This is a genomic window from Acutalibacter muris (assembly GCF_002201475.1).
GTDB lineage: Bacteria > Bacillota > Clostridia > Oscillospirales > Acutalibacteraceae > Acutalibacter > Acutalibacter muris.
Map to the genome: position 1 here is coordinate 1,953,193 of NZ_CP021422.1, position 14,958 is coordinate 1,968,150.

Below are 14,958 nucleotides of genomic sequence, written 5' to 3' on the forward strand. Positions count from 1 at the left end.
GGGACAGCAATCATCTGGTTCTCACTGCGAATAATTTATGCCCTCCGCTTGCGGAGCCTTTGATAGAATAGAGCTGCTGCCGTCATCAGTAGTCCTGCAAGGAACAGCCACAGCTTTGCTGCGTAGCTGCCTGTGGCCATAGAAAACAGATAAAAGCTTCCCAGCTTTGGCCCCATTCCGATATTGATCGCATAGTACAGCAGCGGCGGCATGTATCCGATGACTGTATTTCCTGTCAGCGCTGAGGTAAACATACCCATGGAACCTAAGAACAAGGCATCTGCAATAGTTCCAAGCGCCAACACTGGCGTGACATCGCAGCTTTGCAGCTTCATAGATACGGTAAATACACAGATCAGCAGAGCGGCAGCCCCTATCGAATACACCGTTCGTATCAGATGAACCTTTGCTGTGCTGCAATACTTGGAAGATACCAGGTCGTCAATTTCCTCGTTCTGCTCCGGCTGAAATACTGGCGTCAGCAGCACAACACCAATCAGAGAAACAAACATCTCCAGTGGCATGGCAGCGGAATTTCGATCCAGATTAGCTGTGCCGATAAATAACGGAGTGACAAGGCACAATAGGACAGCCACCGCAATGGACAAAAGTGCGTTATGCCTGAGATTGATTTTTGCGATCTCTAATACCGGAAACCGCTTTTTTGAAGAATGCATTTCCACCGAATTTCCCCTTTCTTTTCGCTTCATAGATGAAAATTGTGAGTAGGATAAGTGCCAGGGCGATTCCCGCCATCAGCAGCCTGTTCTGCACAAGGTTCCCAAAATGCTCCAGATAATCCTGGGTGCGGAACCATGAATATGCTCCTGCGTTGTGGCGGGGCGCCAGGCGAAACAGGGCATATGCCGAAGGAACGGTTTTGATTCCCAGATTCACATCGAACATCCACCAAAGCCCCTGTACTGCAACGGCAATGGGTGTGCCGGTTAATTCCGTCAAGAACATACCGATAGCTGTGGAAATCATCACGCTTGGCAGCAGCCAGCCGAAATCGTACTTGAGAGGAGCCAGGTAATCCAGCTGCATACCGTGATAACTGCTCCAGACCATCATGTTTGATATATAAGAGATGATAATGACCGGGAGCATAGCTGCTATCACAAGCGCCAGATACCGGATAAAGGTAAGCTTGGCAGCGGAGGTTTTCTTTGTATAGATCAACGCCTCCATTTTGGCACGCCGGTCCTTCATACTCAGAATGACCGCCAGAAACACCGGCAGGATTGACAGCACCATAACGCCCGCATAGTCAGAGAACAGACGGGCATAACCGCCGGTCACTTTGTCGGAACTGATTGCAAGGTCGTACCGCTCTTTTGCCTCTTCATAGGTCAGCGGAACCGTCCCGTACCCAATCAGGGAATCCACCGCGTAGTTGGAACCGCCGCCCAGAAGATCGTCTGCCTTCCCCATCAGCTCCTTGAAACGGGCATAGTCCATGTCATCACGGACTGCGAATGTCATTTTTTCAGGACTGTTCTGCTGTTTCTCCTCCGAGCCGATGGTAAAGCTGCCGTTGCCGTCCTGCTGCATCCCCTCCCCGCCGATTTGAAAGGTGTAATTGTCGGAACCGCCAGCCGTCATCCCGGCTACTTCCTGCAGAATTGTTTCCTTGTCAGCTCCCGTAATTTCAGAGAGTATCTCAGCCATTTTTTCCTGCTTCCCCTCGCTGAGCTTTACATGCTTAATGAATCCAATGGGATAGGTGGTATAGTCATTGCCTCCAAACTCCGCCAACAGAGCTTGGAGTGCAGCTGGCATGATGATTTCGGGGATTTCCTCGTATTTAAATCCGTAGCTGCCGCCCGGCTGTGGTTCCTCAAGGAGATTGTCTTGAAAGCGGAATACCCCCTGAGAGAACAGCCCGATCACAACAGCTGCAACGAAAATCAAGTAGGGAAGGGATTTTACAACCTTTTTAATCTCCTGCAACAACAGCATTACCACTCACCTCCCATTTCACCCAAAATCTCACGAACGCCGCTGGTGTGGAGATACAGCATATATGCATCCTCAATATTCGGCTCACACACCTTGGCACCCTGCATCAAGGCCTCTGCTATAAAGCGGATATGAACCTTGTTTCCCTGGGTGTGCATACTGGTGATGGAAAGCTGTCTTTTAAGCTCTGGAAGTTCTCGCTTGGAAGCGGTCATGGTAAATACTCTGCCTTCTGCTTCCTGCAAAAGCTGATCGACTGTCCCGTTATAGATAACCCTGCCCTCGTTGATGATGGCGATATCCTCACAGGTGGCCTCAATGTCCCCTACAATGTGGGTGGACAAAATCACAATCTTATCCTCCGCAATCTCAGACAGCAGGTTTCTAAATCGGACACGCTCCTCGGGGTCCAGCCCAGCGGTGGGCTCGTCAACAATCAGCACCTTAGGATTATTGAGCAGCGCCTGGGCGATTCCAAGACGGCGTTTCATGCCGCCGGAAAGAGCCTTCACCTTTTTGTCCCAGTGCTCTGTCAGATTCACTTTTTTGAGGAGTGTGTCTACCCGTTCTTCTCTCTCGGCACCGCTGAGCCCGGACAGAATTGCCAGATATTCCATGGCCTCCCCCACCTTCATGGATGGGTACATGGAAAACTCCTGGGGCAGATACCCGATAATCCTGCGGATCTCTTTGGCGTTCTCTATTGGAACGCCGCATACCGTAATCTCTCCATTTTTCTTTTGCAGCAGTGTAGCCAACGTCTTCATCAAGGTGGTCTTACCTGCGCCGTTGCGCCCCAGCAGGCCGAACATACCCTGTTGGATAGAAAGATTCACGTCAAAAAGCGCCTGCTTCTTTCCGTAAAATTTATTCAGCCCTTTGATTTCTATAGAATTGTTCATTTGAAAAAGCTCCTTTCCTCAGATGGGTTTCCCCTCTGACAGGTATAGGATAAAAGGAGATTTTCAACTTTTTGTCTACTCGTCAAGAAAACCTTGCGGAATAAATTGTCTTTTTTAAATGCACAGGCAGCCATCAATAACAGAGGAGGGCTCGATGAAAGGTGAAGAATTCTTTAGAATAGTCCCCCAAAATGAACAACATACAAGTGTGTGCATAATTAATTTTTTTCAAAAGGCTTGCTTGTGACGCAGCGTAATGATGTATAATGTATCATAGGAGGTAAAAAATTATGGCAAAACACAGAGCAATACCGCCTGGGTTTATGACAGTTGGAGAGGTTGCAAAGAAAATAGGAGTTACTGTCCGCACATTGCAATACTATGATAAAGAGGGCTTGTTATCTCCATCAGCAGAAAGCGAAGGCGGACGCAGACTTTATACAGATAAAGATTTGGTTACACTTCATCAGATTACATCTTTGAAATCACTGGGATTTTCTTTGGACGACATAAAGCAACGCCTGATTTCTTTAGAAACGCCGACTGATGTGGCAAACGCCCTTACCGAACAGGCAGATAGCATTCGGGAGAAGATAGAACAGTTAACTGCCTCGTTGGCAGCAATCGAACAGTTAAAAGAAGAAGTGTTACAAATGCAGACAGTCAATTTCAAGAAGTATGCAGATATTATTGTTAATCTACAAATGAAAAACGACTCTTACTATCTCATTAAGCGTTTTGATGATGATACGCTTGACCATATCCGTAATCGGTTTGATAAGGAAAGCGGTTTGAATTTTGTAGATAGATTTAATCGTTTGAGCGATGAAATCGTACAATTTCAAAAGGAAAATGTACCGCCTGAAAGCGAAAAATGCCAACAGGTTGTAAAAGAATATTGGGGTTTGATTATGGAATTTACAAACGGCGATATGAGTATGCTTCCAAAATTGATGGAGATCGGCAACATTGATACCGCCACAAACGCTTGGGAAGAAAGGCAAAAAATTGTAAACGAGTATTTAGAGCCAGCTTTGCAAGTCTACTTTTCGAAACTCGGAGTAAATCCGTTTGAGGAGGTGCAAGGATGAATAGCGCAATACAAGTTTGTGGATTAAAGAAAAGCTATGGCAGCAACATTGTTCTCAATGGACTTGATTTTGAAATTAAAAAGGGAGAAACTTTCGCTCTGCTCGGTGTAAATGGCGCAGGAAAAACTACAGCCCTTGAATGTATTGAGGGTTTGAAAAAATATGATAGCGGTGCAATTACGATAAACGGGAAAATGGGTATTCAATTGCAATCATCATCTTTACCTGCCCATATCAAACCAAGGGAAGCTATAAGGCTATTTTCAAAATGGAATAGGGCAAAGGTTGATTTCACTATGCTTAACGCTCTCGGTATTAAAGATATTGAGAAAAAGCAGTATATCCAATTATCCACAGGACAAAAAAGGCGGCTGCATCTCGCCCTTGCGCTTATTGGCAATCCAGATATTATTTTTCTTGATGAGCCGACTGCGGGGCTTGATGTCGAGGGTAGGGTTTCACTTCACGAACAAATTCGCAAACTCAAGTCACAAGGAAAAACGCTTGTATTTGCAAGCCATGATATGGCGGAGGTAGAAACCTTATGTGACCGCATTGCAATTTTAAATCACGGAAATATTGCTTTTTGTGGTACGGCTTCAGAGCTTACAGAAAAGGTTGAAAAGAAATATTTTATCCATATCAAAACACAGCATGGGGAGAGCACTTTTGAAACAGATAATATAGAAGATAGTTTGATCACTCTGCTCGGCGAGTTGAAACAAAATGAAATTCACGTGTTAGATATTAAAATTGACCGTGGCACACTGGAACAGCATTTTATAGAGATGACGAGGAGGTAAACAGAATGAGTGGTTTTTTATATGGTGTAGCGTTACAGTGGAAATTGGATATACGAAGCAAATCCTTGTTAGTTACCTGTTATATCATTCCGCTTATTTTCTTCCTTCTGATGGGCGGTATTTTCACTTCTGTTATGCCCGATATGAGAGGCACGCTCATTCAATCTATGATTGTAATGAGTGTTTCAATGGGGGCATTTATCGGATTACCGCCGTCGTTGCTTGAAACTTATGGAAGTGACATAAAAAAAGTTTATAAATCAAACGGAGTGCCTATCTATCTGGGTCTTATTACGATGTTTCTTTCCGCATTCATACATTTGATGATTGCTTGTGCTGTGATAGTGCTGCTGGCTCCCGTATTATTTGAAGCAGTCTTGCCGGCACAGCCTCCGACTTTCTTTTTGGCACTTGCTATATACATTATTGTGTCGTTAAGTATTGGAAGTATTTTAGGGTTGATTATAAAAAACCAGGCGAAACTAACGATGATAGCACAGTTAGTATTTTTGCCCTCAATTATGCTTTCGGGGATTATGTTTCCCGTCGATTTATTGCCCGATTTTCTCGAAATGATAGGGAGAATTTTTCCTGCTTCTTGGGGATACCGACTGATGTTGGACAAGGGCTTTTACCTGGAAAATTTATGGTATTTAATCCTTGTCTTTTTTGCGGCGGTAATCGTATGCGGAATACTTTTGAAGAAACAAAAATCGGATTAGCTTGAAAGCAGTCGCTAATCTTTCCAATAGTAATCACTTTTCCATATGGGATTCTTTTTATTACCTTATCGTAGTCAGAAGAATCACTGCCTGAACGCCGCAGTAACAACCGCCCCGTCACGGTTGCTCAGCCGGATATATCCGCCATGCTTCTCGCAAAGAATCTTGCAGATATTCAGCCCCATACCGAAATGCTCGTTATCTGTTTCCCGCACTGTTTTGTAAAACGGTTTCGTGGCATTCTCCAAATCCTTTTTGGCAAATCCGGCTCCATCGTCGGAAACAGTAAGATACAGATATCCCTCCTGCGACTCTGCCGATACCATAATCTTTTCCTTTGCAAACCGCACTGCATTGGCAAGGAGATTTTCATATACCCGCATTACAATAGAGGCGTCTATATTTAAACCAGAATCCCTATTACCTATAACTTCATAGGAAAACCCTTTCTTATCGCATACAGCCTCTCCCGTTTCCTCTAATTGCCTGCAAAGCGCCTCCAGTGTTATGGATTGCCGGACAATTTCAATATCCTCCAGCCGCTGCAGCTCTCCCATAGTCTGCACATACTCCTCCAGCCTTACGATGTGCCGGTGCATCATATCTGAGGTATCACTCACTTTTTCTGCTGTCATTTTCGGAGCATATTGCCGCAGCAATTCGCTCTGTCCTTTCAGAACCGTCAGCGGTGTCCGCAAATCATGAGAGAACGCCGCATTCAGCCTTTTGCGTTCCTCCATCTGCCGCCACATCTCCTCATTGCTTTCCTGTAATGCCTGCCGCATTTTCTCAAAGGAAGCGCACAGCTTTCCCAGTTCGTCCTCTTTATCATAAACGATTTTAAAATCCAAGTTGTTATCGGCAATCTGGCCGGCGGCATGATCCAGTATGGCGAGAGGTTTCTGCATATGCCGTTTGTAGAATAAAATGCTGGTGGCGACAATACAGAAAATGAAGCAAATGGGATATACGCCAATACTCAAAAAACCAAGAATATTATATATAGTCCGGTCTGCCGGCGTAAAATGATCCATTAAATTCAGTGGCGTCTGATAAGATATGCTTCCTTTCTGTTCATCGGCTGTTCTATCAAATCCAATCACCATTTCAGGATCGGATACGCCAAACTCAAATTGATATTGCTTATAAATTTGGGACTGCCCCCATTGACAACAGCTTGATAGAGCCAAGGATAACAGCAATGCAGAAACAATACAGACGAGCATAGACGTAGTAAAAGCCGTCTTTATCGACTTTCTTTTGAAAAACTCTGTTATTTTGCCCATTTATATCCCACTCCCCAAACCGTTTCTACATACGGTTTTATGTCTGAGGCTGCAAGCTTCGCACGAATTCTGCGAACATGTTCGGCCACCACGGAAGACTCTCCTTCACTGTCATAGCCCCAGACAAGTTCATAGATCCGCTCTTTGCTGAAAATCTGCCCCGGATGGCCGGACAGAAGCTCGATAATATCAAACTCCTTCTTTGCAAAGGGGATTTCCTTGCCGTCATAGAACACTCGTCTTTCTGTATAGTCAATCGCCAGTTTATCGGCAAGCTGCACTTTGGGCGTCTTCCCTCTGCGGCGTTCCCGCCTGATGTGCGCGGCAACCCTTGCACCAAGTTCGTCCAATGAAAAGGGCTTTACAATGTAATCATCCCCGCCCATACCGAAGCCTTTGACCTTATCGCTGTCCTCCACTCTGGCAGTCAGGAACAGAATCGGGCAGCTGACAAAATCCCGTATCCGGGCGCAAACCTCCAGACCGTCCACATTGGGCATATTAATATCCAACAAAATGAGATTCGGCTGCATTCCTGCCTTTTCAATCGCTTCCATTCCATTTGTCGCCGTCATTACATCATAGTTGTTGTACATAAAGTAGTCCGCAAGAGTGGAAACGATATCCGCCTCATCATCTACAATTAAAATAGTGTCTCGCATTCTGCCCACCTCCCATTTCTAGCTTTCAGATTATGCCGCAATTTTCAACATTTTATCTACTATTCAGTGCAAGCTGCGTTTTTTATCCCTCCATCTTCCAAAGCATTCGTCTGATTATACCACGTCCTGCGGGTGAAGTACATATTTTAAGTATGCGGCAAAGGAGACCGCTCCAAACAGAGCGGTCTCCCAACCTACTGCTTCAGCGTTCGGTTCGTCAGCATTATACTTGAATATGTCTCCCTTGTTCAAGCGAATTCCTGAGTCTTCATCAAAAAGAATGGTCAGCTCCGCTTTTGATATTGTCAATATTCTCTGCCTTTTGCAGACTTCCGACGGCTGGCGGCGGATTTCCTTTTCCTGCTCCTTTTACACCGCCAAGATCTTTTGCTAATTTTACGGCTTGGATTTTATATTCCATGTCGCACTTCCGTTGTTTTTTTGCCCTTGTAGTTGCCTCCTCGTTTCTCTTTGATTATGCATCTAATCCTTGAGTTCTCCTAATTAAATTATCAATATTTTTTTGTAAACTGTTTTATCTGTAACCAGCCAACAATCTTACAATTTTGCTATCGCTTCTCTGAGATCAGCTATATACTTAGCCTGTTGTTTTTTCAGATACCCCTTTACAAACAGATTCATAATCGGGTTCTTCACCCGAACTTCTTCTGTAAAAGTAATCTGGGTACCATCATTCCGGCTCTCAAATATGCCGCTCCAGTGACCGCTCATATTTTGATTCTCCATATCAAATCGGTATTTCCGGTATGGCTCTTTTGCGGTAATCTGAAAATGCGTCACAAACCCGGTCTTTGTATACTCATCAAACCGATTTTCGTCAATCATTTCTATTTTGGATAAATCACTCCGCCATTCATAGTTTTTGTTGTCTGTAACAATGTCCCAGACTGTCTTGCAGTCACAAGGAAACTGCGCTGTCACTGTTGATCGCTTCACTAGATGTTCCCCCATTCTATTCTTTTTGCCAAACTATACATTTGTCTGCATTTAGCAATGCTATGTCCCTCTTTGATCAAAGACATTACTATTCCAAAGCCTGTATCCCCTCTTTTTCATAATCCATCTGTATAAGTTCTTTCCCGTTGGGAAGCGGATATCTTAATACTTTGATTGGATGATATCCTATATTTTTCATCAAGTTCTCAACAAATGATGCGTCTATTTGCTGATGTACACTCTCCAACCCGTCAAATACATGAATATAAGGAGAATCCGACACCCATTCCACGTCTATGTTATATTGAATTGCACATGAAACATACTTTGGATTGGTACGTTGAACTACCTTTTGAAAATTATTGTAACCTATATATTCAATCAGTAGGTTTGCAATAAGTAGCTCTGTTTCCGGCAACCTCTCCATATGTTTCGTCAGGTCAATGCACAAGCACTCCAGCACTCCTGTTAAATCAGGATATCTGAGGACACTCTCCTGAAGATAGTCAGGATTGATATCCACCCCATACACTTTTGCATATTTACTTTTTTGTACATGCTCAAGACCATTACCTCCGGCAACACCTAATATCATTGCGCTGGAAACCGGGTAATCCTCAAGCTGACTTTTCATCATTTGGTTCATTGTCTGCAACTGCATAACAGATCCAAGCCGCATATGATTTTCGTAATCATCTAATGGAATTTCTATCCACGGATTTACCATACTGTTTCTCCTGTTTTGCCTATGATCATCTTGTTATCGTGTAGCTCCCCGTCAGAAAGATATCTATTCTTCCAAATATCTTTCATAGCGGCATTGTTCAACAACTGTATCTCCCAATAAAGTTATTGCTTGCTGGGGACAGGAGCTAATGCAACGGTAACACATGGTACAACGACTTCCTGCAGTCGCCTTACTGTTTTTTATGACGAGATTTTCCATAGGACATAGACTGACACAGAGTCCACACCCCACACAGGCTTTGCTGATTTTCAGCTTATCAGAATAGTCCTTTGTTTTTCCATAATACCATAATCGTTGGCAGAGCAATCCTGCTATTCTATCGTAAAAATGCAATCCGTCTTTTGGGTATTTTCCTTGCTTCATTTTGCCCACACTATTTTCAATTTTTCTGTCTGCCGCCCTTATTATCTCCCGATTTTTTTCAAGGGATTTCTTTAGCAGCTTCACATCACAAACGGAATCGGGCATTTGAATGTGTAAACCGCCAACGACTTTTGCACCATATTTTTTCAATAATCGTGCGGAACAGCCCGCCCCATCTCCGCTAAACAACCCCATTGTGGTAAGGCAAAGCACCGTCTTTCCTTTCCAAAGGGCTGAATGATCCTTTATAAAATCCCGTACCATGACAGGGACATTTGAAAACTGTACAGGATATGCCAAAACAACAAAGTTATGTTGTGCCAATAAATTTGCTGTTTCTTTTCCCTCAATCGGGAGGGTCTGTGCCGATTGATCTAATAACTCCATCAATTTCTCGATACAGTGTTTGGTATTTCCTGTTCCACTTAAATATATGCCTATCATACTTTTTCCTCAAAACTATCTATTTGTTCTCTGCATCATTCCACTGTTTGAATACGACTATTTCCGCATCAGCCCCAAAACCGCTGTACTCAGACACCATGAGATATTTCTCATCAGCAATGATCCCGTAATACTTGTCAATGTCTTTTTATATAGCCAGTTCCCCAAGTAAATCTTGTTATCATCTCAAACATCTATTGGTGCAGCCAATTCCACAGAAAGATTTCATTCTGTTTTACAACTTCCTTATCGGTAAAAACATATATCCTTTCCCGGACTGAGGGCAGGTAAAATAATGGACAGCTCATTTTATCCAGCCACCGGGGGCCTCCGCGCCATCGATGCATTCTACTCCCGCAAGATAAAGTCCTTTACTGAAATCCTCCCAAGTCTTAAATGACCGGGAAAAATCGGACATCGCGCCCCATATTCCGCTGATGTTCCCGTTTTCGTCTTTCTTTACCAGATGCGAAACTTCTCCAAAATGGGAATTTGCATCGTCCCATAGCTTTTGAATAAAACCGGCCCCGTCTGTCGTTGCCCCTTCTTTTCCGATTACGACAAAGGACTCTTTTTGGCATTTTTCGATTTTCATTGCTTTGCCATTCCTTTCGCTTTATATTTCAATCCGACAGCTACATTTCAACAATCTTCCGAACAGTATTTGCGGTTCTGATCGTCAGCTTGGTACTTATATTTGTGCTCGCAGTCTTGGGCCACCAATTTGTTTTCCGGTAATCTTTCCGGCTAAAGGACCAGAATACCGTCTCTTTGTAGCCCTCTAGCTTTTCCAATTCTTCTTTCGGTTCTCCAATCTCGCCAAACACATCAGCAAATGTGGTTGGTGGGATAATGAAAATCAGATTGTCATAGGTTGCCTTATCTTCGCTCCCCCACCAATCAGGTGCATGTGCTAAAATATCCTCGAGCGCTTCTTTTGATATGACAAAAACGGGAACATCAACGCCAAAAAGCCTTTGTATCATTGTTTCAATCTGGTTTGTGAATCCCTCCATACCGCCTTCATCACTTGAAAAAATCACATTGCCGCTGTTCAGATATGTCCTGACTTCCGCAAAGCCCATTTCTTCAAAGCCATTCTTTAATTCCGCCATTGGGACTTTATTTTTACCGCTTATATTAACACCACGCAAAAACGCAATATATCTTTTCATTTCAATTTAACACCTCACTTTTCCCTGTTTCGTTATGAACCCCCACAGACTGTATTATAGGTTCTCCGCCTCTACCGTTCTCTTTTTACTTTTTGCATATTGAATTTGCCAGTATCATCATCACAGCGCAGTCAAGCAAAGTAGTCGCCCCGAAGACATACTCCATAGCAGCAGGAAGTGTTTTTTGGCCAATCGCCATATCAAAATGATCAGTAAAAGGATTGTTATCAGGACAAATACAGCAAACACCACCCATATCATCCAATCTGGTCCGTTCGTTATGTCTTTTAACTTCATCCCGACTCTCCTTTCCCCCAATAAACACTCTATTGTTTTAGTAGCTTATTATAACAGATTTCCATTGGCTCTGCTCAACATTTCAAGCCCATCTAATGATAACTTAATTCTCATCAGATGGGCTGAAATATTCACATCACTCTCATTATAGCTCCTGCTTTGAAAAGATATAACAGCTTAGTTTGAACATCACGGCAACCCATATAACGACGATCACCGGAGCGATACAGAGCAGCATTGGGATCATATCCTCCGTTAAGACGATTCCTATACCCTCCAGCAGCTTATATATACCGTAGAAAATTGCACTCGGGGCGATAAACGAGGCAATCATCAGCATACGCGCCCGCTCTGCGCCAAACTTGAACACTAAGGGGATCGAAATACTGCCACAGATTGCCGTGTACAGCAAACCAATTAGGCTCAACTGCAGAAGCGTCACGATTCCCTCTGTATTCAGCACAAGTTTATGAAGCAGGACGCCGCCGCCAGCCCCCAGCACAAGGCCTGCAATAGCGCCGCCAACCGCAAAAATCAGCAGAACGATAAACTTGGAGGCTACCAGATCCTTTCTGGAGACAGGCATAATCATGGCATATCGCGGCCACTTGGACATATTATCAAAGGAAAATGTCGTGATAACCATCGTTCCGCAGATCACGCCGCTGGCAACCACATAGCTCTCTGTACCGGCAGAGGATATCAGTCCGACTGCCAAAATGACCAGAACCAAGAGCATAGACTTCATGTTATGTCCGATATTATATAGGTCTTTCAAAATCAGGCTTTTCATTTTGTCCTCTCTCCCTTCACATACAAAAGCAGAATATCGTCAATAGCGGCGTCATCCACCACAGCGTTTTTATATCGCCGTCTTGCCTTTTCTTTATCCGCTACCAGCACGTTCCACTGGTAATCTTCTTTTCGATACGCAAGGATCTCCGATTTGTCAATTTCGTCAAAGGCAGCAGCTCCGCAGCGGATTATGCCGTACTGGTATAGAAGCTCATCCTTTGCCTTGCAGAACAGCACTTTTCCCTGGTGAATAAACGTAATAGAGTCCGCAACTTTCTCCAGGTCAGTGGTGATATGCGAGGAAATCAGAATAGAATGTTCCTCGTCCTGCACAAATTCCAGGAAGACGTCCAGAATATCATCCCTCATCACCGGATCAAGACCGCTGGTGGCCTCATCCAGAATCAGCAGCTTCGGCCTGTGCGAAAGCGCCACTGCGATGCAGAGCTTCATCTTCATCCCTTTGGAGAAAGTCTTAATCTCTTTATCCGCAGGAAGCTGGAAACGGTTCAGGTATTCTCTGTACAGGCGGTCCTCCCACTGCTTATATGCCGCCTGAGAGATTTTCCCGACCTTGGCCGCTGTCAGCGTCTCGTAGAAATTGATACCGTCGAATACAACACCGATATCCTCCTTCAGCTGCTTTGCAGAGGACAGTTCCTGCCCCCAGAAGGTCACAGTTCCGTCATCCTTATGAATCAGCTCCAGAATGGCGTTGATTGTGGTACTCTTGCCAGCGCCGTTTTCACCGATCAGCCCCATAATCGTTCCTTTCGGAATCGAAAAGGACACATGATCCAGTGTAAAATCTGCATATTGCTTTGTCAGGTTTCTGACCTCTAAAATGTTGTCCATCACTATTCCTCCTCCTGATAGAACATCGTCAGCAAATCTATCGTTTTTCCCAGTGAAATTCCGCTGGTCCGGGCAATTTCCGCCGCTTCCTGCAGGTGTTCTTCCATCTGCCTCTGCCGCTCCTCCTGATAGAAGTCCTTGTTGTTTGCCGTGATAAAACTCCCTCGCCCCACCGTTGTTTCGATGAAACCGTCCCGCTGCAGGTCTTCATATGCCTTCTGTACGGAGGTAACGCTTACATGAATTGACTTTGCCAAAGCGCGCATGGAGGGAATGGAATCACCGGTTTGCAGCTCGCCGCTCATAACTTTCGCTTTAATCTGCGAGGTAATCTGCTCATAGATTGGCTGACCTTTATTGCTGCTGATGATTATTTCCACGCTGCAGCTCCTCTCGTTGTTCTAATTGTATTGCTTGTATGAGTACATTATAACCAATTCGCACATTGTTGTCAAGAGAAATTTCAAAATTGGAGCAATTTCTTCATGGGATTTACTTGGGATAGCTAAAACGGACCCATGACACGGACGATCGCCTTCTGAAACGAATAAAAAAAGTGTGCCACCCAAAAGGCTCGGTACACTTTTCCGTTTCAAACACTTTAGTCAGAAGTCCAACTGCATTTCATCATTTAGGGACTTAAATCCCAGCTTTTCATAAAGCGGCCTGCCCTGTTCCGTTGCGCCCAGGCATACGCGGCCCGCTCCCCATTCTTTGGCGGACTGCAGGCAGTTTACAACGATTTGCGTGGGGTGTGGTGCGAAGTCCCATGGCCCTGCACCAGAGGAATAAAATACTCTGTTTCGACACCCCCGGTTCTTTCCGATGCAGACCGCTTTATTTTTGTTCTCCAAACATGGATGATGATAGAAATATATGATAATTCTCCACAATCGAAAGCTGTATAGCATTTGTGCTATTGTCATCTGCGATTGCATTTAGTTTGAAAAACACTTCGTCAGACGACATTTCAGCAAGAGTTTCGAGATCAGTATCATACCAAAAAGATTGAATATCATTGATTGCATTTGCAAGTGCTGTGTCCCGTTCTCCGACTGTGACTACTTGAGGATCAAGGTGATAAGAAATGCCATACATTAAACTTTGTTGTCTCTTCGAAAAGGCGGACAACCTCCTCATCGTATGACAAGTCAATTCCCGGTTGGCAAGTACATACATCCCCCAAACAAGTGAGTTAAACCAATACATAGCTCTGCAATAAACAACAACTTTGTGACGCTGTCAAAACACCAGATATTCACATATTCATGCGCCCTCATCTGCCGATTCGTCTTTGCCCTGCGGATATTCCTGCCCATCTACCCCTTCCGGCACAAGTTCATGAACACCATGTCCACCGGCCTTCTGCTGTTCAGGCTCCTCTGTTTGGTTGCCGGGAGCTGAATTCTTCCGTACATCCTCGCCGTCATCAATAGGTTCGCTGATGGGCGGTGTGTATGCTTCGCCGTCCACCCACTCCGGGACAAGCTCCTGTGCTCCCTGCTTCAACCCGGTCTGGGCCTGTTTTCCGCTCTGATCATCCTTCTTATCGCCGGAGTTATTTCCACAGGCAGCCAAAGCTAAAATCATGATTGCGGCCAAACCACAAAGTAAAAATCTTTTATTACAATATATTTGGTCGAAATAATCCTTCAACCAGAAGGACTTTCCACCATCTCGTGCCTAAGCTACAATAAGAGGAGCAACTGGCTGGCGTAACTCTTTTAGGGCTTCTAAGTCCGCACATGAGACAGTCAGCCATCCTCTTGTTGCGGCGTTCGGTTTAAGCAGGTTGAGCCAGTCCTGTGGCTCATCCTCCCGCCCATGGGCGGGAAGATAGATTTGCCGGCAGAGTTCGTGTCACCCAATAGATTGAATCGGCAGCGAGAAAAGATG

20 protein-coding genes are annotated in these 14,958 nt (G+C 44.6%); 3 read left to right on the forward strand and 17 right to left on the reverse strand.

What is annotated here, in order from left to right; translation table 11 throughout:
* Positions 1-35: 35 nt before the first annotated feature.
* Genes ADH66_RS09965 through ADH66_RS09975 form a run of 3 tightly spaced genes read right to left on the reverse strand, consistent with a single transcriptional unit; the run spans position 36 to position 2,864 of the window.
* Complete coding sequence (locus tag ADH66_RS09965) at positions 36-683, reverse strand: hypothetical protein (protein ID WP_157130718.1); 648 nt, start codon at positions 681-683, stop codon at positions 36-38.
* Positions 616-1,962, reverse strand: a complete 1,347-nt coding sequence (locus ADH66_RS09970; RefSeq protein ID WP_066541251.1) for a hypothetical protein — start codon at positions 1,960-1,962, stop codon at positions 616-618. The genes ADH66_RS09965 and ADH66_RS09970 overlap by 68 nt, the downstream gene beginning before the upstream one ends.
* Complete coding sequence (locus ADH66_RS09975) at positions 1,962-2,864, reverse strand: ABC transporter ATP-binding protein (protein WP_066541249.1); 903 nt, start codon at positions 2,862-2,864, stop codon at positions 1,962-1,964. The genes ADH66_RS09970 and ADH66_RS09975 overlap by 1 nt, the downstream gene beginning before the upstream one ends.
* A gap of 290 nt (positions 2,865-3,154) precedes the next feature.
* Here ADH66_RS09975 and ADH66_RS09980 point away from each other — a divergent pair, with 290 nt between their 5' ends.
* The 3 genes from ADH66_RS09980 to ADH66_RS09990 are packed head-to-tail and all read left to right on the forward strand — an operon-like array spanning position 3,155 to position 5,480.
* The gene (locus ADH66_RS09980; protein WP_066541247.1) at positions 3,155-3,955 is read left to right on the forward strand and encodes a MerR family transcriptional regulator; all 801 of its coding nucleotides are present in this window, start codon (positions 3,155-3,157) and stop codon (positions 3,953-3,955) included.
* Positions 3,952-4,758 (forward strand): ABC transporter ATP-binding protein, encoded by an 807-nt coding sequence (locus ADH66_RS09985; RefSeq protein ID WP_066541245.1) that lies wholly within the window; start codon positions 3,952-3,954, stop codon positions 4,756-4,758. Before ADH66_RS09980 ends, ADH66_RS09985 begins: the two co-directional genes overlap by 4 nt.
* Before the next feature lie 5 nt (positions 4,759-4,763).
* On the forward strand, positions 4,764-5,480 hold the full coding sequence (locus ADH66_RS09990) for an ABC transporter permease (RefSeq protein WP_066541243.1): 717 nt from the start codon (positions 4,764-4,766) through the stop codon (positions 5,478-5,480).
* Between the two features lie 83 nt (positions 5,481-5,563).
* Here the strand turns inward: ADH66_RS09990 and ADH66_RS09995 are convergent, their stop codons facing one another.
* From ADH66_RS09995 to ADH66_RS10055, 14 genes are all read right to left on the reverse strand, one after another.
* Complete coding sequence (locus tag ADH66_RS09995; RefSeq protein ID WP_084384552.1) at positions 5,564-6,766, reverse strand: HAMP domain-containing sensor histidine kinase; 1,203 nt, start codon at positions 6,764-6,766, stop codon at positions 5,564-5,566.
* A complete protein-coding gene (locus ADH66_RS10000) occupies positions 6,754-7,428 on the reverse strand; it encodes a response regulator transcription factor (RefSeq protein ID WP_066541241.1) in 675 nt (224 codons plus the stop codon). The genes ADH66_RS09995 and ADH66_RS10000 overlap by 13 nt, the downstream gene beginning before the upstream one ends.
* A gap of 271 nt (positions 7,429-7,699) precedes the next feature.
* Positions 7,700-7,849, reverse strand: coding sequence for a hypothetical protein (locus ADH66_RS20015; RefSeq protein ID WP_157130717.1), 150 nt, complete (start codon positions 7,847-7,849; stop codon positions 7,700-7,702).
* A gap of 137 nt (positions 7,850-7,986) precedes the next feature.
* Positions 7,987-8,400: an SRPBCC family protein gene (locus tag ADH66_RS10010; protein WP_066541234.1), complete on the reverse strand. Its 414-nt coding sequence runs from the start codon at positions 8,398-8,400 to the stop codon at positions 7,987-7,989.
* Between the two features lie 73 nt (positions 8,401-8,473).
* Positions 8,474-9,112: a methyltransferase type 11 gene (locus tag ADH66_RS10015; RefSeq protein ID WP_066541231.1), complete on the reverse strand. Its 639-nt coding sequence runs from the start codon at positions 9,110-9,112 to the stop codon at positions 8,474-8,476.
* A 63-nt stretch (positions 9,113-9,175) separates the two neighbouring features.
* Positions 9,176-9,940, reverse strand: coding sequence for an EFR1 family ferrodoxin (locus ADH66_RS10020; RefSeq protein ID WP_066541229.1), 765 nt, complete (start codon positions 9,938-9,940; stop codon positions 9,176-9,178).
* A gap of 304 nt (positions 9,941-10,244) precedes the next feature.
* On the reverse strand, positions 10,245-10,535 hold the full coding sequence (locus ADH66_RS10025) for a hypothetical protein (protein ID WP_407922893.1): 291 nt from the start codon (positions 10,533-10,535) through the stop codon (positions 10,245-10,247).
* A gap of 40 nt (positions 10,536-10,575) precedes the next feature.
* A complete protein-coding gene (locus tag ADH66_RS10030; RefSeq protein ID WP_066541227.1) occupies positions 10,576-11,115 on the reverse strand; it encodes a DUF1697 domain-containing protein in 540 nt (179 codons plus the stop codon).
* Positions 11,116-11,200: 85 nt separating this feature from the next.
* On the reverse strand, positions 11,201-11,380 hold the full coding sequence (locus tag ADH66_RS20630; RefSeq protein ID WP_207652976.1) for a hypothetical protein: 180 nt from the start codon (positions 11,378-11,380) through the stop codon (positions 11,201-11,203).
* Positions 11,381-11,557: 177 nt separating this feature from the next.
* Positions 11,558-12,205: an ABC-2 transporter permease gene (locus ADH66_RS10035; RefSeq protein ID WP_066541225.1), complete on the reverse strand. Its 648-nt coding sequence runs from the start codon at positions 12,203-12,205 to the stop codon at positions 11,558-11,560.
* Positions 12,202-13,062 (reverse strand): ABC transporter ATP-binding protein, encoded by an 861-nt coding sequence (locus tag ADH66_RS10040; RefSeq protein WP_066541223.1) that lies wholly within the window; start codon positions 13,060-13,062, stop codon positions 12,202-12,204. Before ADH66_RS10040 ends, ADH66_RS10035 begins: the two co-directional genes overlap by 4 nt.
* Before the next feature lie 2 nt (positions 13,063-13,064).
* Positions 13,065-13,442, reverse strand: coding sequence for a GntR family transcriptional regulator (locus tag ADH66_RS10045; protein ID WP_066541218.1), 378 nt, complete (start codon positions 13,440-13,442; stop codon positions 13,065-13,067).
* Between the two features lie 457 nt (positions 13,443-13,899).
* Complete coding sequence (locus ADH66_RS10050) at positions 13,900-14,271, reverse strand: hypothetical protein (protein ID WP_207652977.1); 372 nt, start codon at positions 14,269-14,271, stop codon at positions 13,900-13,902.
* 57 nt (positions 14,272-14,328) lie between these two features.
* Positions 14,329-14,664: a hypothetical protein gene (locus tag ADH66_RS10055; RefSeq protein WP_207652978.1), complete on the reverse strand. Its 336-nt coding sequence runs from the start codon at positions 14,662-14,664 to the stop codon at positions 14,329-14,331.
* Positions 14,665-14,958 lie beyond the last annotated feature (294 nt).

Coding starts and splice junctions, on each gene's coding strand:
- ADH66_RS09970 (WP_066541251.1), bottom strand. CDS start 1,962: ATGCTGTTGTTGCAGGAGATTAAAAAGGTTGTAAAATCCCTTCCCTAC.
- ADH66_RS09975 (WP_066541249.1), bottom strand. CDS start 2,864: ATGAACAATTCTATAGAAATCAAAGGGCTGAATAAATTTTACGGAAAG.
- ADH66_RS09980 (WP_066541247.1), top strand. CDS start 3,155: ATGGCAAAACACAGAGCAATACCGCCTGGGTTTATGACAGTTGGAGAG.
- ADH66_RS09985 (WP_066541245.1), top strand. CDS start 3,952: ATGAATAGCGCAATACAAGTTTGTGGATTAAAGAAAAGCTATGGCAGC.
- ADH66_RS09990 (WP_066541243.1), top strand. CDS start 4,764: ATGAGTGGTTTTTTATATGGTGTAGCGTTACAGTGGAAATTGGATATA.
- ADH66_RS09995 (WP_084384552.1), bottom strand. CDS start 6,766: ATGGGCAAAATAACAGAGTTTTTCAAAAGAAAGTCGATAAAGACGGCT.
- ADH66_RS10000 (WP_066541241.1), bottom strand. CDS start 7,428: ATGCGAGACACTATTTTAATTGTAGATGATGAGGCGGATATCGTTTCC.
- ADH66_RS20015 (WP_157130717.1), bottom strand. CDS start 7,849: ATGGAATATAAAATCCAAGCCGTAAAATTAGCAAAAGATCTTGGCGGT.
- ADH66_RS10010 (WP_066541234.1), bottom strand. CDS start 8,400: ATGGGGGAACATCTAGTGAAGCGATCAACAGTGACAGCGCAGTTTCCT.
- ADH66_RS10015 (WP_066541231.1), bottom strand. CDS start 9,112: ATGGTAAATCCGTGGATAGAAATTCCATTAGATGATTACGAAAATCAT.
- ADH66_RS10020 (WP_066541229.1), bottom strand. CDS start 9,940: ATGATAGGCATATATTTAAGTGGAACAGGAAATACCAAACACTGTATC.
- ADH66_RS10025 (WP_407922893.1), bottom strand. CDS start 10,535: ATGAAAATCGAAAAATGCCAAAAAGAGTCCTTTGTCGTAATCGGAAAA.
- ADH66_RS10030 (WP_066541227.1), bottom strand. CDS start 11,115: ATGAAAAGATATATTGCGTTTTTGCGTGGTGTTAATATAAGCGGTAAA.
- ADH66_RS10035 (WP_066541225.1), bottom strand. CDS start 12,205: ATGAAAAGCCTGATTTTGAAAGACCTATATAATATCGGACATAACATG.
- ADH66_RS10040 (WP_066541223.1), bottom strand. CDS start 13,062: ATGGACAACATTTTAGAGGTCAGAAACCTGACAAAGCAATATGCAGAT.
- ADH66_RS10050 (WP_207652977.1), bottom strand. CDS start 14,271: ATGTATTGGTTTAACTCACTTGTTTGGGGGATGTATGTACTTGCCAAC.